We start from the raw sequence: 22,724 nt of genomic DNA, 5'->3' as shown, positions 1-22,724 counted from the left end.
TTTTGTTTATTGACCCAGCGACCACCAGCCGCGCCGTTTCGGCTTCGGCGGGCCATCGGGTTCCGCCTCGGCCTCGGCAACCGCCATCTCGGGCGCTGCCGGCTCTGCCTGAGCCACTTCCGGTTCAGGCGCCGCTTCCGGCTCTGCCGGGGCCGCTATGGCATCCTCGGCGGGCTGCGCCGCCTCGTCCACAACCGTCTCGGCCACTGCCTCGGGCGCTGTTGCCTCGACGGCGGTTGCAGGCTCGGCTTCGACGCTTTCCGCTGCCGGGGCCTCGGCCGCTACGCTTGCCTCGGCAGCCTCGGCGGGCGCCTCGGCCTTTTTGCTGCGGCTGCGCGGTTTGCGCGGCTTGGGCGTTTTCTTGACCGGCGCGGCCTCAGCCTCGGCATCCGCCTCGGCCGGGGTTTCGCCAGCGTCGCCCTCAACGGCAGGGACATCCGCGCTTGCCATCGCGTCGGCAGGCGCCTCGGCAGCCGCTTCGGCCTTGACCGGTTTCTTGCGCGTGCGGGTGCGCTTTCTCGGGGTCTTGGCCGGAGCTTCAGCTTCAGCCTCAGCCTCAGCCACGGCTTCAACCTCGGCTTCGCCGCCCTCGGCCGCTGCGGGTTCCGCCTCGGCCTCGGTCACGGCTGCGTCTTCGGCTGCCTCGGGCGCGGCATCCGCCGCATCCTCGGCCGCCTCGTCACCGATCTCGCCACTGTCGCCGTCGGCCGTGCTGTCCTCGCCACCATTGCCGCCGTTCTTGCGCCGACGCCGCCGACGCCGTTTCCGCTTGGGCTTGCCGTCGCCGTCCCCTTCGCCAGCGGTCTCGCCGCGGGGTTCGGTCCGGACCTCTTCGGCCTCGTCCTCTTCCTCGAAGGCCTCGTCGGCGTCGATCTGGTCCATCAGCCGCGAGTCCACCGAAACCACCGGCGCCTGCACCTGAGGCACCGAGCGGGTGGCGGTCTTGAACTTCTCAAGGCTGAAATCGGGGCTGACCAGATGCGCATCGCCCTCGATGCGCACGCTCAGACCATAGCGCGCCTCGATCTGCGCGATATGTTCGCGTTTCTGGTTCATCAGGTAGTTGGCGATGCCCACCGGGCAGCGCACCAGCACCTCGCGCGAGCGGCGGCGGGTGCCTTCCTCCTCGATCTGGCGCAGGATGCTCAGCGCCATGTTGTCGTCCGAGCGGATAAGGCCGGTGCCGTGGCACGAGGGGCACGGCTGGGTGGTGGCCTCGATCATGCCGGGGCGCAGGCGCTGACGCGACATTTCCATCAGGCCAAAGCCCGAGATCCGGCCCACCTGGATGCGGGCACGGTCGGTCTTCAGCTTGTCCTTCATCCGTTTCTCGACGGCGGCATTGTTCTTGCGCTCGTCCATGTCGATGAAGTCGATCACGATCAGACCGGCCAGGTCGCGCAGGCGCAGCTGGCGGGCCACCTCTTCGGCGGCCTCGAGATTGGTCTTGAGCGCGGTTTCCTCGATCGAGCCTTCCTTGGTGGCCCGGCCTGAGTTCACGTCGATGGCCACCAGTGCCTCGGTCACGCCGATCACGATGTAACCACCGGATTTCAACTGCACCGTCGGGTTGAACATCGAGTTCAGATAGCTTTCCACCTGGAAGCGCGCGAACAGCGGCAGCTGATCCTCATACCGCTGCACGTTCTTGGCGTGGCTCGGCATGATCATCTTCATGAAGTCCTTGGCGATGCGGTAACCGCCTTCGCCCTCGACCAGAACCTCGTCGATGTCGCGATTATAGAGGTCGCGGATCGAGCGTTTGATCAGGTCGCCTTCCTCATAGATCTTGGCCGGCGCGATGGATTTCAGCGTCAGTTCGCGGATCTGCTCCCACATGCGCTGGAGGTATTCATAGTCGCGCTTGATCTCGGCCTTGGTGCGCTTGGCGCCCGCCGTGCGCACGATCAGGCCCGCGCCCTGGGGCACGTCCATCTCGGCGGCGATCTCTTTGAGTTTCTTGCGGTCGACCGCATTGGTGATCTTGCGGCTGATGCCGCCACCGCGCGCGGTGTTGGGCATCAGGACGCAATAGCGGCCCGCGAGGCTGAGATAGGTGGTCAGCGCCGCGCCCTTGTTGCCGCGCTCTTCCTTCACGACCTGCACCAGCATCACCTGGCGCACCTTGACCACTTCCTGGATCTTGTACTTGCGCGCACGCGGCTTGCGGGCCGGGCGCAGATCCTCGGCATCGTCCTCTTCGGCGATGGATTCGATGCTGTCATCCTTGGAGGCGGCATCGGCCTTGCCGCGCCGGGGGCGCGGGGCGTCTTCGCCGTCATCCTCATCCTCGTCATCGGCCTCGTCGGCGCGATCCTCGGTGTTGTCCTGCGCGGTTTCACCGTCAGTTTCGGTCGTGTCGGTGTCCTCGGCCGCATCAGCAGCCTCATCCGCCGCCTGATCCGCCGTCTGATCCACCGTCTCATCGGCGCCGTCCTCGGGCTCTTCCACTGGCGTCTCGGCGACGCGCTCCATCGGCGAGCTGCCTTCGATCAGGTCGATATCGTCGCGATCATCGCCCTCGTCGAGGTCGATCGTCTCCATGCCGCTGATCTCGGTCTCGCTCACATCCATGGTCTCGACCGGATCGGAGGAGCGCAGGCTTTCGGCCTTGCTGCGCGAGCGGCTGCGGCTGCGCTTGGGTTTGGAGCGGGATTTACCGCCTTCCTCATCCTCGTCGCGCGCCTTCTGCGCCTCGGCATAGGCGCGCTCTTCCTCCATCAGCGCCTGACGGTCGGCGACGGGGATCTGGTAGTAGTCGGGATGAATTTCCGAGAAGGCGAGGAACCCGTGACGGTTGCCGCCGTAATCGACAAATGCCGCCTGGAGCGAGGGTTCGACCCGGGTGACCTTTGCCAGATAGATATTGCCAGCTAGCTGGCGTTTGTTTTCGGACTCAAAATCGAATTCCTCGACCTTGTTGCCGTCGACCACCACGACGCGGGTTTCCTCCGCGTGGGTGGCATCAATGAGCATCTTCTTTGCCATGTTTCCTTGGTGCACCGCGCAATGCGCAACCTCCCGGGCGGCAGAACCGTCCTAAGGGGGTCACGATTTGGCGGGTGTCTTGTCAGGGCGATTGGAGACGCCGCGCGGCAGAGATCGGCGTTTTGCCCCTCTGCTCGTCCACTCGAAAGTTGCGCGCGCGTCATCGCGGTTCTTCTCCGACAGGCCGGGCGTGTCCCGGGCCTGCCCATTTATTCCTGTCCCCCGGCAAGCGGGCGAAGGCATTACATTGCCCCGGTCAGGGGGCCAATCGGTCTGCTTTGTCTCCGGGATCTGTGCCAGCGGGGGCAGAGCAGCGAAACTCTAAAGGGTGCGGGAGCAAGGAGCCCTTGGGCCCGTCCCGTCCTGTCACCATAAAAGCAGTGCTGTGGAAAAGACAATGGGCAAAGTGCATGTTCACGCCAGACGGTGCGCCAACGAGGGGTCTATGACACCCCTGCCCGCCTTTGGCACCCTGCGAATGCCGAGGCTGCCACGGCAGTGCGCCCGCGCCACCGGGGCGCGGGCAATTCTGCATTCGGGCGCGCGGCCTGCCCGGCTCAGAGATAGTCCGAGCGCTGCAACCCGTATTTGGCCATCTTCTCGTTCAGGGTCCGGCGCGGCAGGCACAGCTCGTCCATCACCGCCGCGATCGAGCCCTTGTGGCGCCGCATGGTGTTGTCGATCAGCATCCGCTCGAACGCCTCGACATATTCCTTGAGCGGCTTGCCCTCGGTGGTCATTACCGGCTGCATGTCCTCGTGATCGGACATCAGCAGAGAGGCGATGGTGCCCGAACCGCGCCGCGCCTGCAGCACCGCGCGTTCAGCGATGTTGATCAGCTGGCGCACGTTGCCCGGCCAGGGCGCCTGCAACAGCTGCGCGGCCTCTTGCGCGCTGACCTGCGGCGCGTCACAGCCGTATTCCTCGGCGAACTGCTCGCTGAGCCGGGTGAACAGCGTCAGGATATCCTCGCCCCGCTGGCGCAGCGGCGGCATGGTCAGGCGCAACGCGGCCAGACGATAGAACAGGTCCGGGCGCAGCACGTCCTCGCTGGTCTTGCCCGCCTCTTGCAGGTTCGAGATCGCCACGATCCGGGTTTCCGCCGGCGTGCCCTGCTGGTTCATCACCGACAACAGCTTGGCCTGAAGCGCATCGCTGAGCGATTCCACATCCTCAAGCACCAGCGTGCCGCCGCGCGCCTCTTCGATGGCGGGCAGTTGCGCGTCCTCCGGGATCATCGGGCCGAACAGCCGCTTGGCCAGCGCCTCTTCCTCCAGCGCCGAACACGAAACCAGCACGAATTTCTTGCCCGCCCGGCTGCCCACCGCGTGCAGCGCATGGGCCACCAGCGTCTTGCCGGTGCCGGTTTCGCCGTCGATCAGAACGTGACCGTCGGCCTGACCCAGATCCAGGATATCCTCGCGCAGACGCTCCATCACCGGGCTGGTGCCGATCAGCTTCTTCATGATCTGGCCGCCATCGCTCAGCTCGCGCCTGAGCGCCCGGTTGTCCAGTGTCAGCCGGCGCGCATTGCTGGCGCGCTTGGCAAGGTCGGACATCCGGTCGGGGTTGAACGGCTTTTCCAGAAAATCAAAGGCCCCGACCCGCATCGCCTCGACCGCCATCGGCACATCGCCGTGACCGGTGATCATGATCACCGGCAAAGAGCTGTCCGCGCCCATCAGCTTTTTCAGAAACTGCATGCCGTCCATGCCCGGCATCTTGATATCCGAGATGACGATGCCGGGATATTCCGACCCCAGAACCTTCAGCGCCTCCTCGGCGCTGGCAAAGGTCTCGGTGTCATAGCCCGACAGGGCCAGCCACTGGCTGATCGACTGGCGCATGTCCTGTTCGTCATCGACAATCGCAATCTTCATCGCCTGTGCCATAGGGTATTCCCTCTTTACTCTGCGGCTTCCAGCCCGTCTTCGAGGATGGGTAACTGCATCTCGAAAACGGCACCGCCATGTTGCCCGTTACGCGCCGTCAGGCGCCCACCAAGGTCGTTGACGATCCCCGAAGAGATTGCAAGCCCCAGACCCACCCCGTCGCCGGGCTGTTTGGTGGTGTAAAACGGCTCAAAGATATTCTCGAAATTCCTGATTCCATGGCCATTGTCGCGCACCGTCAATGTGGCGGTCTCGCCCGCGGCCAGGATGATCTCGACCTCGGGGTCACGTACCGATTTGGTGGCGTCCAGCGCATTGCGCAAGAGGTTGACCATGACCTGTTCGATCCGCATCCGGTCCCCCATCACCAGCACCGGGCGATCGGGCAGGATCTGGGTGATCTGCACCTGCCGCTGACGCAGCTGCGGTTCCATCATCGCCAGCGAGGCCCCCAGCGCATCGCCCATGTTTATTGGCGAAAGCGCCTCTTGCCCCTTGCGGGCATAGGATTTCAGCTGCCGGGTGATCGCGCCCATCCGCTCGATCAGGTCGTCGATGCGGCCAAAGCTCGACAGCGCCTCTTCGGGGCGGTTGCGGCGCAGCAGCAGGCGGGCGCCGGCCAGATAGGTCTTCATCGCTGCCAGCGGCTGGTTCAGCTCGTGGCTGACGGCGGCCGACATCTCGCCAAGCGCGGCCAGTTTCGAGCTCTGCGCCAGCGTCTGTTCGGCCACTTCCAGCGTCTTTTGTACCCGTTCGCGTTCGGCGATTTCCCGCTGTAGCCGCGCGTTCAGCGCGCGAAGCTCCGCCGACTCGCGCTGGAACAGCGCGGCGCGGAACGCGGTGCGGCGGCTGAGCGCATAGAAGCTGAGCGCCAGCAGAATCGCGAATCCCATGATCTCCAGCGCCAGCACACCGTTCACCCGCTCGCGGATCGAGGCATAGGTGGTGAACGAGGTCATCTGCCAGCCCCGGAACGGGATGCGGCTGTCCATCCGCATCACCGCCTCGCCGCGCAGATAGGCGTCCGCTGGCAGCGCGGTCCAGTCGGCGGTGGCACGGATCGCCCGCTCGATGGCGTTCTCAGGCGTCTGGCGACGCAGCGCCTCGGCCTGGTTCAGCCCGCGCCAGCGCGGTTCGGTGGCCAGGATGATGGTGCCCGCCGAGTTGGTCACGAACACCGCATCCGAAATCCCCGACCAGGCCCGCTCGAACTTTTGCAGATCGACCTCGACCACTATCACGCCCAGCACGCCCGAACTGTCCTCGAGCCGGCGCGAATAGGTAAAGCTGTAGCCGCCCGCCTCGCGCTGGATGGTGGAAAACACGGTGGCGTTCGAGCGTACCGGATCGACGAAATAGGCCGCCGAGCGGTGCTGTTCGCCCAGACGGTTGCGGTCTGTCGCGGCCACGGTGCGCCCGTCCCGGTCGAGCAGCATCAGCGAGGCGGCGCCGATCTCTTCGACAAAGGAAATCAGCCGCTGGGTCGATTGCGAGAAATCGCTCGATTGCAGCGCCGCGATCAGCGTCGGGTCGCGCGCCAGTAGTTGCGGCACGATAGCGTTGCGCCTGAGCTCGCTCAGCAGGTTGCCCGAGTAAAGCGCCAGCCGCAGCTCGGCCCGGTTGCGAGTGCTTTCGGTGAACCGGTCGGTCAGTAGCCGGTTGGTGATCCAGACCGTCGCGGTGGCCGAGACCAGCACCAGCACCAGCGCCGCCCGCACCCGCCAGCTGAGCTGGCCGGAGCGGATCCAGCTTTGTCCCTTGGGGTCTGTGCGCGGAGTGCTCATGTCTCCAAGCTACGCGCGCGGGGCGCGTTGCTCAAGTCACGCCGGGGTCAGCGCACCCGCCAATGCGCGGAAGAGTGCCACCCCATCGGTGCCGCCATGGCCCGCATCGGCGGCCCGTTCGGGGTGCGGCATCATCCCCAGCACCCGGCGGTTGGCGCTGAGAATGCCGGCGATATCGTCGCGCGCGCCATTGGGGTTGTCGGTATAGGTAAAGGCGATCCGGTCCTCGGCCTTGAGCGCGGCCAGCGTCTCGTCATCGGCATAATAATTGCCGTCGTGATGGGCGATCGGAATGCCGATCACGTCGCCGGCATTGTAGCCCTCGGTAAAGACGCTGTTCGATGTCTCGACCTTCAGGCCCACGGTCTTGCAGATGTATTTCAGCCCGGCATTGCGCAGCAGGGCGCCGGGCAGGATGCCGGTCTCGGTCAGCACCTGGAACCCGTTGCACACACCCAGGGCATAGCCGCCCCGCGCGGTATGCGCGACCACCGCCTTGCAGATCGGCGACTGCGCGGCAATGGCGCCGCAGCGCAGATAGTCGCCGTAACTGAAGCCGCCGGGAATGCCGACAATGTCGATCCCCTGCGGCAGGTCGGCATCCTTGTGCCAGACCATCGAGACATCGAAACCGGCCTGTTCAAAGGCCACGGCCAGATCCCGGTCGCAATTCGATCCGGGGAAGACGACAACGGCTGCACGCATGGGCGAGACCTCCTAGGTAGCAAAATCGGTGATCACCGCCACGCCCGGCGGGGCGGGACGGTCAAAGGCGGCAAGCTCGTCGCTTGCCTGGGACAGGGCGATGGTGCGGGTCACCAGCGGCGACAGATCCACATGTCCGCCGTCGATGAGAGAGAGAAGCGAGGGATAGCGCCAGGCAGGCATGCCGCGCGTGCCCTGCAGGGTCAGTTGCCCGGAGTAAAGCACATCCATCGGCAGGGTCATGGCCGTATGCTCGCCCGCCGGCATGCCGATCATCACCAGGCGGCCCAGCTTGCGCAGTGACCGCATGGCACCGGTCATGGTGGCGGCGATCCCCAGCGCCTCGACGGCGACATGGGCGCCGCCGCCGGTCAGCTCGCGCACCGCCTCGGCGGCGTCGGTGTCGGCGGCGTTCACCACCGCATCGGCGCCAAGGCTTTTGGCATGGGTCAGTTTGTCTTCGACCACATCGACCACGACGACGCGGGCACCAAGCGCGCGGCCCAGAAGCAGCGCCGAAAGGCCGACGCCACCGCCGCCAAACACCGCCAGCCATTCGCCCGGACGCAGCTCGGCCCGGCCCACCAGCGCCTGCCAGGCGGTGGTGACCCGGCAGCCAAGCCCGGCGGCCACATGCGGCGGCAGGCTGTCGGGCAGCGCGGTAAGGTTGGTGTCGGCAAAGGGCACCGCGATCAGCTCGGCAAAGGCGCCGTTGCGGGTAAAGCCCGGCACCTGCTGGTTGGCGCAGATGGTCTGATGCCCGGCGGCGCAATCGCCGCAGCGCCCACAAGCCAGGATAAAGGGGGCGATCACCCGGTCGCCCAGCCGCCAGCGGCTGACACCGGTCCCCAGGGCCACCACCTCGCCGCAGAATTCGTGGCCCGGCACCAGCGGCAGCTCCACATCCGGATCAGCCCCGGTCCAGGCGTGCCAGTCAGACCGGCATACCCCGCAGGCCAGCACGCGCAGCACCACCTCTCCCGGTCCCGGTGTCGGGTCCGGCAAGGTCGCCAGCGTCAGCGGCTGGCGCCAGGCGGTCAGCTGCGCGGCGCGCATGGCTCAGACCAACTCGATCTCGTAGCGTTCGATGACCGTATTGGCGAGCAGCTTCTCGCACATCTCGGCCACATCGGCCTCGGTCGCGCCCTCGACCAGATCGAGGTCGATCACCTTGCCTTGGCGGACACCGGTGACCTTGTCAAAGCCCATGGCGCCAAGCGCGTGGCGCACCGCTTCGCCCTGCGGATCGAGTACCCCGTTCTTGAGCATCACATGCACGCGTGCCTTCATCTTTCCTTGTCCTTCATCCTGGTTCTGCCGGACCGCGCGATCCCACCCGTCACAGGGCCAGTCGCGCGCCCGCATCGCTGTTTCGATCTGTTGCGCGCGGCGGAAGATCGCCGCTGGCGCATTGTCCCTGTTCGCCGCGCCGGGCTCAGGCCTGGTGAGCCCGGCCCGCAGGCCGCCACCCCGGCCTCAGTTAATCAGCGTCGGCTTTGCAATCTGGGTCTTGGGGATCACGCCCAGGCGGCGGGCCACCTCGGAATAGGCATCCGTCAGGCTGCCCAGATCGCGGCGGAACACGTCCTTGTCCAGCTTCTGCCCGGTGGCGATGTCCCACAGACGGCAGCTGTCGGGGCTGATCTCGTCGGCGATGATCAGGCGCGGATAGTCATTCTCGTAGACCCGGCCGATCTCGATCTTGAAGTCGACCAGCTTGATGCCGACGCCGTACATCAGCCCCGAAAGGTAATCGTTGACGCGCAGCGCCAGGCTCAGGATATCGTCCATGTCCTGCTGGCTGGCCCAGCCGAAGGCGGCGATATGTTCCTCGGTCACCAGCGGGTCGCCCAGCTCGTCATTCTTGAGGCAGTATTCCACGATCGGGCGCGGCAGTTGCGTGCCCTCTTCGATGCCCAGCCGTTTCGACATGGTGCCAGCGGCAAAGTTGCGTACGATCACTTCCAGCGGCACGATCTCGCAGGCGCGCACCAGCTGTTCGCGCATGTTGAGACGGCGGATGAAATGGGTCGGCACGCCGATCTGGGCCAGACCGGTCATGAAATACTCGCTGAGGCGGTTGTTCAGAACGCCCTTGCCTTCGATCACGTCCTTTTTCTGGGCATTAAAGGCGGTGGCGTCATCCTTGAAATACTGCACGATGGTGCCCGGTTCCGGGCCTTCGTACAGGATCTTGGCCTTGCCTTCGTAAATCTTGGTGCGACGCGCCATCTGCGACCTTTCCGACTGGGGCGGGGAAATGAGTCCCCCGTCATGGCGCTCTCATACGGCAAGCGCCGCAGTGTCGCAAGGTTACCGCTGCCTCTTGCGGTCCGCCCCCGCGAACGGCATATCAGAAGCTGAGCACAATTCACTGAGGGGACGCAACCCATGACCACCTTCGACGATCGCGAACACGCATTTGAAGCCAAGTTCGCCCATGACGAGGAAATGCAGTTCAAGGCGCAGGCCCGCTGCAACAAGATGCTGGGCCTGTGGGCTGCCGGCCTGATGGGCAAGACCGGCGACGAGGCCGACGCCTATGCCAAGACCGTCGTGATCGCCGATTTCGAAGAGGCCGGCCACGAGGACGTGGTGCGCAAGGTCGAGGCCGATCTGGACGGGCTGGCCGATGCTGACACGATCCGTGCCAAGATGGCCGAGCTGCTGCCCGAGGCCAAGGCCCAGATCATGGGCGAAGCGGGCTGAGCCCGGCAGGTTTTTCCAACTGTTTCAAACCGATAGCAAACCCGCAAGCCTCTGCTTGCGGGTTTACTGTTGGGAAAGGGATGCGCGGCTAGTCTTTGGCCAACTGCCATAGGACCGCGCATGCCCCGACCCCTTTCTCTGCTGCCCCGCCCGGCTGGCCTGATGCTGCGCCTCGTTGGCAGTCTTGTCCTCACCCTCTGGCTGGTCTGGCTGCTGGCCGACCGTCTGGCGCTGCTCGCCCCCGGCGAGGTGATCGCCGCCCTGTCCGGCCTGCCGGTCTGGCGGCTGGCGGCGGCACTGCTGGCCACGGCGGTCAGCTTTTGGGCGCTGGGGCGCTATGACGGGGTGGCACACCGCCACTTCCGCACCGGTCTGGCCGCGCGGCAGGCGCGCCTGTGCGGCATGGCGGCCATCGGGTTTTCGCAATTCGTCGGGTGCGGCGTGCTCAGCGGCAGTTTCGCGCGCTGGCGGATGATCGGCGACCTGACCCCGGCGCTGGCCCTCAGGCTGACGACATTTGTCGCAATCACCTTCCTGCTGGCGCTGGCTTTCTGGGCCTCGGCCCTGTGCCTGATCGCGCCCCCGTTGCCGGGGCTGCGGCAGACCGGGGTGGCCGGGCTGGCCCTGCTGCTGCCGATCACCCTGGTCCTGTTCCTGTTGCCACGGCTGCGGCTGGGGCGCTTCACGCTGCGCCTGCCCAGCCTGCGGGCGCTGGGGGCGATCCTGGGCTGGGCCGCGCTTGATCTGGCCGCTGCGGCGGCGGTGCTGTGGGTGCTGCTGCCCGCGCTGTCCTGGACCGATCTGCCGCTGCTGATGTCTGCCTATGTGCTGGCCCTGGCAGCGGGGCTACTGTCGGGGGCGCCCGGCGGGTTGGGCGCGTTCGAACTGACGTTGCTGGCTCTGTTGCCCGCGATCCCGGGGGCTGAGCTGATGGCGGCGGTGCTGGCCTATCGGCTGATCTATGTGGCGTTGCCGGCACTGGCGGCGGTGCCGCTGCTGCTGTCGCCGCCCGATCTGCGCCTGGGGCGGCAACACCGCCTGCCGCGCCGCATCCATCATCACCCACCGGCGCGCCCGCGCGCGGAAACCGCCGTGGTGACGCAATCGCGCGGCTATGTGCTGAGTGGCGGATTTGCCGACATGGCAGTGGTCGAGACCGATCAGAGCCTGATCATGCTGTTCGATCCGGTCTGCGGCGGCCGTCATCCCGATCTCTACCTTCTGGCCCGCCGCGCGGCGCAGCGCAATCTGTTCGCGCTGGTCTATAAATGCTCGGCCCGGGTCGCGGTATCGGCCCGCCGCGCCGGCTGGCGGGTGCGCCATGTCTCGGACGAGGCGACGCTGGTGCCGGCGGATTTCACCATCGCGGGATCGCATCGCCGCCAGTTGCGGCGCAAGCTGCGCCAGGCAGAGCGCGCGGGCCTGACGGTGCGCCGCGCCAGCACCCTGCCGCTGACGCAGATGGCGGCGGTGGACCGTCTCTGGCAAGAGGCAAACGGGCGCGCCTGGGGGCTGACCATGGGCCGCTTCGCCCCCGATTACCTGGCGCGGCAGGCGGTGTTCCTGGCCTGGCGCGGCGCCCGGCTCGAAGGCTTCGTCAGCTTTCACCGCAGCCGCGATGAATGGTGCCTTGACCTGATGCGCACCCATCCCGACGCGCCCGAGGGCACCATGCACGCCCTGGTCGCCACGGCGCTGGCCGCCACTGCTGCCGCCCGGGTGCCCCGGCTGTCGCTGGCGGCAGTGCCCGCCGGCCGGTTGGGGCATCGCTTCGACGGCCTGCGCCAGTTCAAGGACAGTTTCGCACCGCGCTGGCAGCCGCTCTATATGGCCGCTCCGGGCTGGACCGCGATTGCGCTGGCCGCCGCCGATCTGGCCCGCCACGTGCAGGCCCCGCCGCCCCTGGCGGCCCCCGATGCACAGCCGGCTCATGATCTTGATGAAGAGATTGAATTTGCCTCTCTCACGGGAACGTGACACATCTGCGCGCCAAGGCGGGCCCGCGCGGGCGCCGCGCAATCGGGGAGTCGCAAGACCATGACCAACGTTTTTGCCGAGATGCTGGCAAGCCATGACGTGCTGCTGGCCGATGGCGCCACCGGCACCAACCTGTTCGCCATGGGTCTGCAATCGGGCGATGCGCCCGAGCTGTGGAACACCGATGAGCCCGACAAGATCCGCGCGCTGTATCAGGGTTCGGTCCAGGCGGGCAGCGATCTGTTCCTGACCAACACCTTTGGCGGCACCGCCGCGCGGCTGAAACTGCATGAAGCCCAGGGCCGCGTGCGCGAGCTGAACAGAGTCGGCGCCGAGCTGGGCCGCGAGGTCGCCGACCGCGCCGGACGCAAGGTGATCGTGGCCGGATCGGTCGGCCCCACCGGCGAGATCATGGAACCGGTGGGCAGCCTCAGCCATGCCGCCGCGGTCGAGATGTTCCACGAACAGGCCGAGGGCCTGAAAGAGGGTGGCGTCGATGTGCTGTGGCTGGAAACGATCAGCGCCCCCGAGGAGTTCCGCGCCGCCGCCGAGGCCTTTGCGCTGGCCGGCATGCCCTGGTGCGGCACCATGAGTTTCGACACTGCCGGGCGCACCATGATGGGCGTCACCTCGGCCGATATGGCGCAGCTGGTCGAGACCCTGCCCAACCCGCCGTTGGCCTTTGGCGCCAATTGCGGCACCGGCGCCTCGGACATCCTGCGCACGGTGCTGGGCTTTGTCGCGCAGGGCACCGAACGGGCGATCATTTCCAAGGGCAATGCCGGCATCCCGAAATATGTCGATGGTCACATCCATTACGATGGCACGCCCGAGCTGATGGGCGTCTATGCCACCATGGCCCGCGATGCCGGTGCAAAGATCATCGGCGGCTGCTGCGGCACCATGCCCGCGCATCTGACCGCGATGCGCGCGGCGCTGGACAGCACCCCGCGCGGCGAGCGCCCGACGCTGGAGGAGATCGTGGACAAGATCGGCCCCTTCACCTCTGCCTCGGACGGCACCGGTGACGATGCGGGCCCCGAACGGCGCGCGCGCGGTGGCCGCCGCCGCCGCGCCTGAGCCTGACGCTTAGTCTGTGGGCGCGTTCAGCAGCGCCCGCAGCCGCGCCACCGGCACGCCCAGGTTGGACCCGCCGAAATCCGGCAGGATGGCTGTATTGACCGCCACAACCTGACCGCGCAGGGTCAGCACCGGCCCGCCGCTGCCGCCATGGGTGGTCTCGGCGTCATAGGTCACCAGCGCAGGGGTCACCTGCCCCACGATGCCCCGGCTGGCCAACGGCCAGATCAGCCCCTCGCCCGCAAGCCGCGCCGCCACCTCCCAGAACCCGGTGATGCCAGCACCGCGCAGCTCCTCGACGAAACCGGTGCCCGAGCGCGCCAGCATCGACATCAGCCCGGTCGGATAGCCCATCACCAGCACTTCGAGCCCCGGCGGCGGCGCGGCCTCGGCCAGCGGCAGTCCCGGTGGCAACTCGACTGGCGCAGCGGGCGCCACCAGTGCCAGATCGGCGCTGTCACTGAGGCCCCGCACCACCAGATCGATCGGGTCGGCACGGCCGGGGAAATAGGCGATGAAGCGCGTAAAGACCGGCTCCATCGTGTCTCCGCCAAATCCCATGGCGGCGGATTTCTCCCACGGGACGGCAACATGGCGGTTGGTGGCGATCAGCCCGGTCTCGGCCAGCACAAATCCGGTGCCGGTATATTGCACCTCGGCCACCGGCCCGTCGCCCTCGAGCGAGAGCATAGGTTGACCGTTCGGCAGCATCAGGCGGTTGCCGCCCGCGCCCAGCACATGGCGCAGCATCTGACCGCTGTCTCGATGGCGCAACCCATAGCCCCCCTGGATGAAGGCCACCGATCCGGCGGCGGTCGAGATCACCCGTGTCGCGGCGCTCGAGCGTTCCTCGAGCGTGTCGAGCCGCTCGGCATTCAGTTGCAGGCGGATGCCGATCTCGTCCTGCAGCGCGTCCAGATCGCCGGGCCGGATCGCCTCGCGCCGCGCCTCGGCCAGGGCCGAGGCCAACGCCTCGACCTGAAAGCGGCCGCTTTCATATTGCGCGCGCAGGGCGCGGTCGGCGCGGATCTGCCAGATCGCCAGAGCCGCCAGCGCCACGAGGCCAAGCAGGACCAGCCCGCGAAACATCAGCGCGCCGTTGCCCAGGAACCGACCCAGGAACAGCCCCGCCGCGCGTGGCAGACGGGCCAGCAGGGGGCGGCGGCTGGTGCGCAGATAGCTGAGCGCATCGCTCAGCATCTCGACCAGGGTGGGATGCGGGCGGCGGCGCTCGTCATAGATGCGCAGGCGCGACAGCGGGCCCTGTTCGCCGAACTCGATCACGTCGCCATGGGTCAGATCGGCAGCCTCGACCGGCTGGCGGTTGACCCAGACCCGGGCGCCCGGCGCGGTGATCAGGTGAAAGACACCCTCTTGCCGGCGCACCCGCGCGATCAGCTCGCCCTCGACATCCAGATCGCCCGGCGCCTGCACCCGCAACAAACCGTCGCGATCCAGCAGCAGCGCCACCTGATCCGAGGTGATCCAGGAGTACAGCCCCCTGCTCCGCCCGGTCAGGTGTTCCAGGACGGCCGCGTCGGGGCTATGGCTGGGCACGCTCATGTCACCATGATGCCCAGCCCCGGGGCGTAGTTGTCAATCGGGCTTGCGCTCACCGGCCTTCAAACTTGGCGGCGCGTTTTTCCATGAAGGCAACGACGCCTTCCTGAAAATCGCGGCTGCGGCCGCATTCACCCTGCAGATGCGCCTCGGCCGCCAGCTGGTCGGGCAGCGCGGTGCCATAGCTGCCCCGGATCGCCTTCTTGATATTGGCAAAGGCGGCGGTGGGGCCATTGGCCAGATAGGCGGCGCGCTTGCGCCATTGGGCGTCGAATTCGGCGTCGGGCACCGCCTCCCAGATCATGCCCCAGGCCTCGGCCTGACGGGCGTCGATCTTGTCGGCGAACAGTGCTGCGCCCATCGCCTTGGCCAGACCCATCTGGCGTGGCAGGAACCAGGTGCCGCCGGCATCGGGCATCAGGCCGATGCGGGCAAAGGCCTGCAGGAAATAGGCGCTTTCGGTTGCGATCACCACATCGGCACACAGCGCCAGATTGGCCCCCGCCCCTGCCGCAGGCCCGTTCACCGCCGCAATGGTGGGCACCGGGCAATCATAGATCGCCTCGAGCATGGGATTGTATTCGTCGCGCAGGGTGCGCTCCAGGTCGATCTTGCCCGAGCTGCCCGCATCGCCCAGATCCTGGCCGGTGCAGAAGGCCCGCCCCGCCCCGGTCAGCACGATGGCGCGCGCCTCGCGGGCGGCGGCCTTCATCGCATGGGTGATCTCGGCCCGCATCCGGCTGGTCAGCGCGTTCATCTTGTCGGGTCGGTTCAGCGTCAGAACCGCCAGACCGTCGGCGATGTCCAGAGAGATGGTGTCATATTGCATGCGAGAGACCCCCGGTTGGATGCTGTTGCGCCGCAAACTGGCGCAAGTTGACGCGCGGGGAAAGGGAAACCGCGCGTCACTCTTCCAGAATTCGGCGCAGGCGCTCCTGCTCTTCGGGGTTGAGCGCGGTCTCGGTCGCGGGCGCCGCCGTGGCGCGCCCACGCACAAACCCCCAGCCCATGCCCGCCGCCGCCAGCAGCATCAGGGGACCGGCCAGCCACAACAGCCAGTTGGCCCCGGTGGCAGTGGGTTTCAGCAGCACATATTCGCCGTAGCGGTCGACGATATAGGCTACAGCCTGTTCGTCGCTGTCCCCCGCCACCAGCCGTTCGCGCAACAGCAGACGCAGGTCACGCGCCAGCTCGGCATTGGATTCGTCGATGCTCTCGTTGCGGCAGACCAGACAGCGCAGCCCCTCGCTCAGACTGCGGGCGCGGGATTCGAGCGCGGGATCGTCCAGCACCTCGTCAGGCTGCACCGCCCAGAGCGGGGACGCGATCAGCGACAGGATCAGGATCAGGCGTTTCATTCCGCGGGCACCCCGCCGGCCGGTGCCTTGCGCGCACCCGCCGCCACCCGGAAGCGCCGGTCGCTGAGGCTGAGCGCGCCGCCAAGCGCCATCAGGATACAGCCGCCCCAGATCCAGTTGGCAAAGGGCTTGATATAGGTCCGTATGGTCCAGCCGCCGTCGTCCTGCTGGTCGCCGATCACAACATAGACATCGCGCAGAATGCGATAGTCGATCGCCGCCTCTGTGGTGGGCATGCGCGCAACCGGATAGTCGCGCTTTTCGGGGTGCAGCGTGTCGATGGCCCGACCCGCCTGTTCCAGGCGGACACTGCCCATGGTCGAGATATAGTTGGGCCCCTGCACGCGCTCGACCCCGTCGAGCGTCAGGGTGAACCCGCCCACCTCGAAAGGTTCGCCGAGACGGGCGACGCGGATATCCTCGACCTCCCAGGCCATCAGCCCGGCAATCGCGAACATGGTGACACCCAGACCGGAATGGGCCACCGCCTTGCCCCAGTCGGCGCGCGGCAGACGGAACAGCCGCGCCACGCTGCCACTGCGCCCGGTGCGCGACCACAGATCGACAATAGCGCCAAAGGTGATCCAGGCCCCCAGGAACAGACCCACCGGACCCAGCGCGCTGCGCCCGGTCTGCATGACCCAGACCAGGATCGCCAGCGCCAGCGCCAGCACAAAGGCATAGCGCAGGCTGTGCGCCACCCGGCCCAGCTTGCCGCGTTTCCACGGCAGCATGGCGCCCAGCGGCAACACCACCCCCAGCGCCACCATGAACGGTGTGAAGGCCGCGTTGAAGAACGGCGCCCCGACCGAGAGTTTGCGGTCAAAGAACATCTCGGCCAGGATCGGCCAGAGCGTTCCGAAGAACACCACAAAGGCCGACACCGCCAGCAGGATATTGTTGAGCACCAGCGCGCTTTCCCGGCTGACCATGGAAAAGACGCCCTTGGCCTCCATCGCCTGCGCGCGCGCGGCGAACAGTGTCAGCGCGCCGCCGGTAAAAAGGCCGAGGATAATCAGGATGAACACGCCGCGCTCAGGGTCATTGGCAAAGGCATGCACGCTGGTCAGCAAGCCCGAGCGCACGATGAACGTCCCGATAAGCGAGAAGCCGAAGGCAAGGATCGCCAGCAGGATGGTCCAGCTTTTCAACGCCTCGCGCTTTTCCACCACGATGGCCGAATGCAGCAAGGCGGCGGCCAGCAGCCAGGGCATGAAACTGGCATTTTCCACCGGATCCCAGAACCAGAACCCGCCCCAACCCAGCTCGTAATAGGCCCACCACGAGCCCAGCGCGATCCCGATGGTCAGGAAAATCCAGGCCGCAAGCGTCCAGGGCCGCACCCAGCGGCCCCAGGCGGCATCGACGCGCCCCTCGATCAGGGCAGCCACGGCAAAGGAAAACGCCATGCTCAGGCCCACATAGCCGAGATAGAGGAACGGCGGATGGAACGCGAGGCCCGGATCCTGCAACAGCGGGTTCAGGTCCTGCCCGTCAAAGGGCGGCACCGCCAGCCGCAGGAACGGGTTCGAGGTAAACAGGATGAAGGCGAAGAACGCCACCGCAATCGCCGATTGCACCGCCAGCACGCGGGCCTTGAGCGTCGGCGGCAGACCGCCGCCAAACCAGGCCGCCATGGCGCCAAACAGGGTGACGATCAGCACCCAGAGCAGCATGGACCCCTCGTGATTGCCCCATGTGCCGCTGATCTTGTACAGCATCGGCTTGGCCGAATGGCTGTTCAACACCACCAGCCGCAGCGAGAAATCCGAGGTCACAAAGGCCCAGACCAGCGCGGCAAAGGCAAAGGCGGTGAGCAGGAATTGCGCCCCTGCCGCCGGTTCGGCCAGGGCCATCCAGCCGGGCCAGCGTTTATGGGCTCCGATCAAGGGCACGACCATTTGCACGATGGCGACCATGAAGGCGAGGATGAGGGCGAAGTGACCGAGTTCCGTAATCATGACCCGAGATATAGACCCCGGCCCACGCACCGCCAATCCCTTTCGCCGGGATCGGCGGCGCATAGTGTCGCGCCATCAGGCCCGTTTCAGGCGGCGCCAGTCCTCCAGCGCGGGGTTTTCCTCGGGGGCCGCCGCTGCCAGCGCCAGGCGCGCATCGGGTCCGGCATCGGCAACGCCGGGGCTGTCATGGCGCAGGGCGCGCAGGGCGCGGATGTTCTCGACCGCCTGTGGCACGCGGGCCATGGTGGCGGCCAGATCGCGCTGGAAATCCTGAGTCTTGGCCTGGTGGCGGGCGCCGAAATAGAAGGACACGATGACGCCCAGCAGCCACCACAGCGGTTCGGGCACCAGCGCCAGGCCCTGCATCCGTTCCCCAAACCAGATCGGATCGGCCATCGCCGCGATAAAGAGGCCCAGCGTCCCCAGCGCCAGTGCCGGGCGCGGCAGCCGGTTCAGCCCGTCCATGAACCGGTCGAACCAGCCACGCCGGCGCTGCGCGAATTCCGCCGCGAACTGGTCCAGCGCGCCCATCTGTACCTGGGTCGCGCGCGCCGCCCCGGCCTCGGCATTCTCGCGGAACACCTCGACCGTTTCGCGCACCGCGTTGCGGCCACCGCCAAACAGCATTCCCAGCAAATCGCCGATCAGTCCCATCCCGAAACCCTCCGCTGAAACTCTGCATCGCTCAGGCGGTACTCAGGCGCCATGAATTCCTCGGCCCGCTTGATCCAGCCGCCCTTGCCGCCCGCTCGCGTGCGGGCGTATTTGCGGCTGGCCGGGCGCCGGTCGGCGAGTCGAAAGTAATAGTTGCGCCGCGCCACCCCATAGGCATCGCGCAGCGCCTCGGGTCGGGGCGTTGCCGCATCCTGCGCCGCGCGCAGGGTCTGCGGCCCGATTGCCCCATCCACCGACACCTCATAGCCCATGTCGCGAAGCAGCCGTTGCAGGATCTTGACCGCATTGCCGCCCGCGTTGACATACATGTCGAAGAGCGAGGCCTGCACCGCCTCGGGCATTTCGCCGATCCGTGGGCGGGCATAGTAGTGGGTCAGGAATATCTCGACCGCCTGCTCCCGGCTCAGCGCCCGCACATCGGCCACATCCACCGCGCCGTCGCCGGTTATATCCATGCCCAGCCGCCGCATCGTGTGGATCGTCACCCCGAAATTGGTCGCCCCGCCCGGATCGTCGGGATCGTTCACGAACCCGCCCTCTCGCGCCACGATCTCCTGGGCGATCTGTCGTACCGTCTGCATTGGTCTCGACCTCCATCAGAACCGCCCTGATGAGGCCGCAAAAGGGTTAAACCCACGCAAGTGCAAAGGGCGCCGCTTGCGCAACGCCCCCGTCTTCATTCCGCTTTGAATGCTCCCGCCGGAGGCGCCTTTTCAGCTTTTGGCGTCAGCTCTCGGGCGCCTGATAGACACCCTGCTCCTTGAGCGCGTCCATGACCTCTTTCGGCATATAGGTCTCGTCATGTTTGGCAAGGATTTCCGAGGCTTCGAAGACACCGTTCACGTAGCGCCCGGTGCCGATCATGCCCTGGTTCTCGGCAAAGAGATCGGGCAGCACGCCGGTAAAGACCACCGGCACGCTGGCGCCGCCATCGGTCACCGAAAAGCGCACGGTCTCGCCCTGACCCCGCACCAGGGTGCCGTCCTCGACCAGCCCGCCGATGCGAAAGGTCTCGCTGGGCTGCGGCGGTTCGGCGATGATATCGCTGGGCGCCCGGAAAAAGTTGATGCCGTCGCGCATCGCGTATCCGATCAGACCCGTCGCCAGAACCAGAGCGACAGTGGCCAGTATGATCACCTGGATACGTCGTTGTTTCTTAAGCGATTTCATCTTGTCCTCACGGGAATAGCGGGGCCATGGTCAGCCCGGTGGTCTCTGTTTCACCTAACATCAGGTTTGCGTTCTGCAAGGCCTGACCACTGCTACCTTTTGTCAGGTTATCCAGCGCCGCGATCACGATGGCCCGCCCCGCGATACGATCACCCGTCACCCCGATATGGCAATGGTTCGAGCCGCGCACATGATGGGTCGAGGGTGTCTCGCCAAAGGGCAGCACATGCACAAAGGGCTCGTCCGCATAGGCAGCCGCCAGCGTCTGAAACACGGTTTGCGCATCGCCGCGCACATAGGTGGTGGCCAGGATGCCCCTGTTCGCGGGGATCAGATGCGGGGTGAACTGCACCTGCACCGGGCGCCCGGCCAGCGCCGAGAATTCCTGGTCGAACTCACCCAGATGCCGGTGGGTGCCGCCCACCGCATAGGCATTGGCGCCCTCGCTCAACTCGGCGTGCAGCAGGTTCTCTTTCAGGCTGCGCCCCGCGCCGGACACCGCGCATTTCAGATCGAGGATGATCTCGTCCAGGTCGATGACACCGGCGGCGATCAGCGGCCGCAGCACATATTGCCCGGTGGCCGCGTTGCAGCCGGTTCCTGCCACCAGCCGCGCGGTGCGGATCTGGTCACGGTAAAACTCGGTCAGGCCATAAACCGCCTCTGCCTGCTGCTCCAGCGCCACATGTTCGTTGCCATACCATGTGCGATAGGCCTCGGGGTCGCGCAGCCGGAAATCGGCGCTCAGATCGACGATCTTGAGCGTTGCGGGCAGCGCGCGGATCACCTCCTGGCTGGTCTTGTGCGGCAGGGCGCAAAAGCACAGGTCAACCCCGGCAAAGTCGATCTCGTCGATCTTGCACAGCACGGGCAGGTCCAGGTGACGCAAATGCGGGAACACCTCGGCCATGCTCTGCCCGGCCTTGCGCTCGCCCGACAGGGCGACAATTTCCATGTTCGGATGTTCGGCGATCAGCCGCACCAGTTCGGCACCGGTGTAACCGCTGGCACCCAGAATTGCGATCTTGTGGGTCATGTCAGACCTCTTCTCAACTGTGGTTTCGTCGCATCGCGACTGCCCCGCATGGGGCATAGAACGGTGAGGCCGCGCGCGCCTTGACCGAAGTCAGGCGGCGGCAAAGGTGATCTGTCGTCGCAGGAACTGGGTCGCGCGATTGCTGACGGTGGCGGGCTTGCCGGTGGTCAGATACCCCGCCGCGCCGCTTCCGCGCATATTCGGATGACGCTCCAGGTAGTCGGCCAGGCTGTCGGCCACCAGATTGCCCTGGCTGAACACCCGCACATCGGGGCCCAGCGCGTCCTGAAAGATCGGTTCCATCAGCGGATAATGGGTGCAGCCCAGGATGGCCGCCTGCGGATAGGGCATCTTGCGTTTCAGCGCGTCCACATGGCTGCGCACCAGCGCCTCGGCCAGAATCAGGTCGCCCTCTTCGATGGCATCGACCACCCCGCCGCAGGCCTGTGCCTCGACATCCACACCGATGGCACGAAAGGCCAGTTCGCGCTGAAACGCGCGGCTGGCCACGGTTGCGGGCGTTGCGAACAGGGCGACGTTCTTGACCTCCACCTCGCGCGGGGGGCTGTTGTCGCCCCATTGCCGCTCGGTCAGCGCCTCGATCAGCGGCACGAAGACGCCCAGCACCCGCTTGCCCGGCGGCACGCCTTCTTCCTGCATCCGGCGCAGCGCGGCGGCGCTGGCGGTGTTGCAGGCCAGGATCACCAGGTCGCAGCCCCGGTTCCACAGGTCATGCACCGCCGCCCGGGTCAGTTGAAAGATATCATCGGGCGTGCGCACCCCATAAGGTGCATGGGCGCTGTCGGCATAGTAGAGGAACTCTACCTCCGGCAACCGTTTCTGTGCGGCTTCCAGCACGGTGAGGCCACCCAGGCCCGAATCGAATATCCCTACTGCCATCTGTCCCTTCAGGCGCGATGCCGTTCCTCGAATTCATAGCCGTAGTCATAGGACTTGAGCGGCGTCGGAGACAGCTCATACGTCGCCTTGCGCAGAAAATCCATCATCTTGCGCGTGTCCCGGGCCAAGGGGTCCAGAATGTCGCGCCCGATCGGCTGGCCCACCACCACCCGCACCGGCGTATCCATCCGCTTGCGGAATTCCTTGAGCAACAGGCCCATGCGCAGGGTCGAATGCAGGTGGCTGGCGATCTGGAACAGGCGGCTGGTATGACCGTCAAAGAACACCGGCACCACCACCGCATTGGATTTCGCCACCATCCGGGCCGTGAACCCGCGCCAGCCCGGATCCATCGGATGCGAGAACGGGTGCAGCGCGGTCGAGACGGTGCCGCCAGGAAAGATGCCGATCGCACCACCCTGCCCCAGATAGCTCAGCGCCTGACGACGGGTGTCCAGGTTCAGCTGCACCGCCTCGCGGGTCTCGTCGAACGAGATCGGCAGGATGATCCGGTTGATATCCTCGGCCTTGCGGAACACCCGATGCGCCATGATGCGGAAATCGCCCCGCGTCTGCGCCAGGATATGGCCCATCATCAGCCCGTCGAGGATGCCGTAAGGATGATTGGCGATCAGGATCAGCGGGCCGTCCTGCGGGATGTTGCTCAGCGCGCCACCCACCACATCCAACGTCAGGCCGTATCGTTCCACCATCACCGCCCAGAAATCGCGGCCCCGGGCGACTTCCTGCTCGTATCCTTGCGCGCGCCGGATGAGGTTCAGTCGGCCGGTGGTGTTCTCCATCAGGCGGATCACCACCCGCCCCCCCTTGGTGGCGGCGGAATGGGCATAGCTGATATCGCGGGCGATATGGCGCTGTGCGGTCATGAACGGCTCCGAAAAAAACTGCCCCTGAAATAGGGGCAGTCC

Annotated in this window: 20 protein-coding genes; 3 read left to right on the top strand and 17 right to left on the bottom strand. The window is 66.4% G+C overall.

Translation table 11 applies throughout. From position 1 onward, the window contains the following. Window positions 1-6: 6 nt before the first annotated feature. From SPO_RS09620 to purC, 7 genes are all read right to left on the bottom strand, one after another. On the bottom strand, window positions 7-2,988 hold the full coding sequence (locus SPO_RS09620; protein WP_011047626.1) for an Rne/Rng family ribonuclease: 2,982 nt from the start codon (window positions 2,986-2,988) through the stop codon (window positions 7-9). 557 nt (window positions 2,989-3,545) lie between these two features. Further along, a complete protein-coding gene (locus SPO_RS09615; protein WP_011047625.1) occupies window positions 3,546-4,880 on the bottom strand; it encodes a sigma-54-dependent transcriptional regulator in 1,335 nt (444 codons plus the stop codon). A gap of 14 nt (window positions 4,881-4,894) precedes the next feature. Further along, a complete protein-coding gene (locus SPO_RS09610) occupies window positions 4,895-6,664 on the bottom strand; it encodes a sensor histidine kinase (protein ID WP_011047624.1) in 1,770 nt (589 codons plus the stop codon). 36 nt (window positions 6,665-6,700) lie between these two features. Continuing rightward, window positions 6,701-7,369, bottom strand: a complete 669-nt coding sequence (gene purQ / locus SPO_RS09605; RefSeq protein WP_011047623.1) for a phosphoribosylformylglycinamidine synthase subunit PurQ — start codon at window positions 7,367-7,369, stop codon at window positions 6,701-6,703. Between the two features lie 12 nt (window positions 7,370-7,381). Next, on the bottom strand, window positions 7,382-8,425 hold the full coding sequence (locus SPO_RS09600; protein ID WP_011047622.1) for a zinc-dependent alcohol dehydrogenase family protein: 1,044 nt from the start codon (window positions 8,423-8,425) through the stop codon (window positions 7,382-7,384). A 3-nt stretch (window positions 8,426-8,428) separates the two neighbouring features. Then, window positions 8,429-8,659: a phosphoribosylformylglycinamidine synthase subunit PurS gene (gene purS / locus SPO_RS09595; RefSeq protein ID WP_011047621.1), complete on the bottom strand. Its 231-nt coding sequence runs from the start codon at window positions 8,657-8,659 to the stop codon at window positions 8,429-8,431. Between the two features lie 186 nt (window positions 8,660-8,845). After that, on the bottom strand, window positions 8,846-9,601 hold the full coding sequence (gene purC / locus SPO_RS09590; RefSeq protein WP_011047620.1) for a phosphoribosylaminoimidazolesuccinocarboxamide synthase: 756 nt from the start codon (window positions 9,599-9,601) through the stop codon (window positions 8,846-8,848). 159 nt (window positions 9,602-9,760) lie between these two features. Between purC and SPO_RS09585 the strand changes: the two genes are divergently transcribed. The 3 genes from SPO_RS09585 to bmt all read left to right on the top strand — a co-directional run bounded on the left by SPO_RS09585 (window position 9,761) and on the right by bmt (window position 13,135). Next, complete coding sequence (locus SPO_RS09585) at window positions 9,761-10,078, top strand: DUF1476 domain-containing protein (RefSeq protein ID WP_011047619.1); 318 nt, start codon at window positions 9,761-9,763, stop codon at window positions 10,076-10,078. Between the two features lie 120 nt (window positions 10,079-10,198). Beyond that, on the top strand, window positions 10,199-12,055 hold the full coding sequence (locus tag SPO_RS09580) for a phosphatidylglycerol lysyltransferase domain-containing protein (protein ID WP_044028214.1): 1,857 nt from the start codon (window positions 10,199-10,201) through the stop codon (window positions 12,053-12,055). A 60-nt stretch (window positions 12,056-12,115) separates the two neighbouring features. Beyond that, the gene (gene bmt / locus SPO_RS09575; protein WP_011047617.1) at window positions 12,116-13,135 is read left to right on the top strand and encodes a betaine--homocysteine S-methyltransferase; all 1,020 of its coding nucleotides are present in this window, start codon (window positions 12,116-12,118) and stop codon (window positions 13,133-13,135) included. Between the two features lie 9 nt (window positions 13,136-13,144). Here the strand turns inward: bmt and SPO_RS09570 are convergent, their stop codons facing one another. The 10 genes from SPO_RS09570 to SPO_RS09525 all read right to left on the bottom strand — a co-directional run bounded on the left by SPO_RS09570 (window position 13,145) and on the right by SPO_RS09525 (window position 22,682). Continuing rightward, entirely contained in the window at window positions 13,145-14,698 is a 1,554-nt protein-coding gene (locus SPO_RS09570; protein ID WP_011047616.1) for a trypsin-like peptidase domain-containing protein, read from the bottom strand. A 49-nt stretch (window positions 14,699-14,747) separates the two neighbouring features. Next, window positions 14,748-15,524, bottom strand: a complete 777-nt coding sequence (locus SPO_RS09565; RefSeq protein ID WP_011047615.1) for an enoyl-CoA hydratase-related protein — start codon at window positions 15,522-15,524, stop codon at window positions 14,748-14,750. Between the two features lie 76 nt (window positions 15,525-15,600). Continuing rightward, window positions 15,601-16,053: a cytochrome c-type biogenesis protein gene (locus SPO_RS09560; protein WP_011047614.1), complete on the bottom strand. Its 453-nt coding sequence runs from the start codon at window positions 16,051-16,053 to the stop codon at window positions 15,601-15,603. Then, complete coding sequence (locus SPO_RS09555) at window positions 16,050-18,014, bottom strand: heme lyase CcmF/NrfE family subunit (RefSeq protein ID WP_011047613.1); 1,965 nt, start codon at window positions 18,012-18,014, stop codon at window positions 16,050-16,052. Before SPO_RS09555 ends, SPO_RS09560 begins: the two co-directional genes overlap by 4 nt. A gap of 75 nt (window positions 18,015-18,089) precedes the next feature. Beyond that, a complete protein-coding gene (locus tag SPO_RS09550; RefSeq protein WP_193385778.1) occupies window positions 18,090-18,668 on the bottom strand; it encodes a holin family protein in 579 nt (192 codons plus the stop codon). Further along, entirely contained in the window at window positions 18,659-19,270 is a 612-nt protein-coding gene (locus tag SPO_RS09545; RefSeq protein WP_011047611.1) for a holin-associated N-acetylmuramidase, read from the bottom strand. The genes SPO_RS09550 and SPO_RS09545 overlap by 10 nt, the downstream gene beginning before the upstream one ends. A 145-nt stretch (window positions 19,271-19,415) precedes the next feature. Further along, entirely contained in the window at window positions 19,416-19,859 is a 444-nt protein-coding gene (gene ccmE / locus SPO_RS09540; protein WP_011047610.1) for a cytochrome c maturation protein CcmE, read from the bottom strand. Window positions 19,860-19,866: 7 nt separating this feature from the next. Continuing rightward, window positions 19,867-20,895, bottom strand: a complete 1,029-nt coding sequence (gene argC / locus SPO_RS09535; protein WP_011047609.1) for an N-acetyl-gamma-glutamyl-phosphate reductase — start codon at window positions 20,893-20,895, stop codon at window positions 19,867-19,869. 90 nt (window positions 20,896-20,985) lie between these two features. After that, window positions 20,986-21,795, bottom strand: coding sequence for a glutamate racemase (gene murI, locus SPO_RS09530; RefSeq protein ID WP_011047608.1), 810 nt, complete (start codon window positions 21,793-21,795; stop codon window positions 20,986-20,988). Window positions 21,796-21,803: 8 nt separating this feature from the next. Beyond that, window positions 21,804-22,682 carry a lysophospholipid acyltransferase family protein gene (locus SPO_RS09525; protein WP_011047607.1) on the bottom strand — a complete coding sequence of 293 codons (879 nt, stop codon included), beginning with the start codon at window positions 22,680-22,682 and terminating at the stop codon, window positions 21,804-21,806. Between the last annotated feature and the right edge of the window lie 42 nt (window positions 22,683-22,724).

The sequence above is a fragment of the Ruegeria pomeroyi DSS-3 genome (assembly GCF_000011965.2).
Taxonomy (GTDB): Bacteria; Pseudomonadota; Alphaproteobacteria; order Rhodobacterales; family Rhodobacteraceae; genus Ruegeria_B; species Ruegeria_B pomeroyi.
The sequence above is the reverse complement of the archived record's forward strand: the minus strand, read 5'-3'. Positions and strand labels throughout refer to the sequence as shown.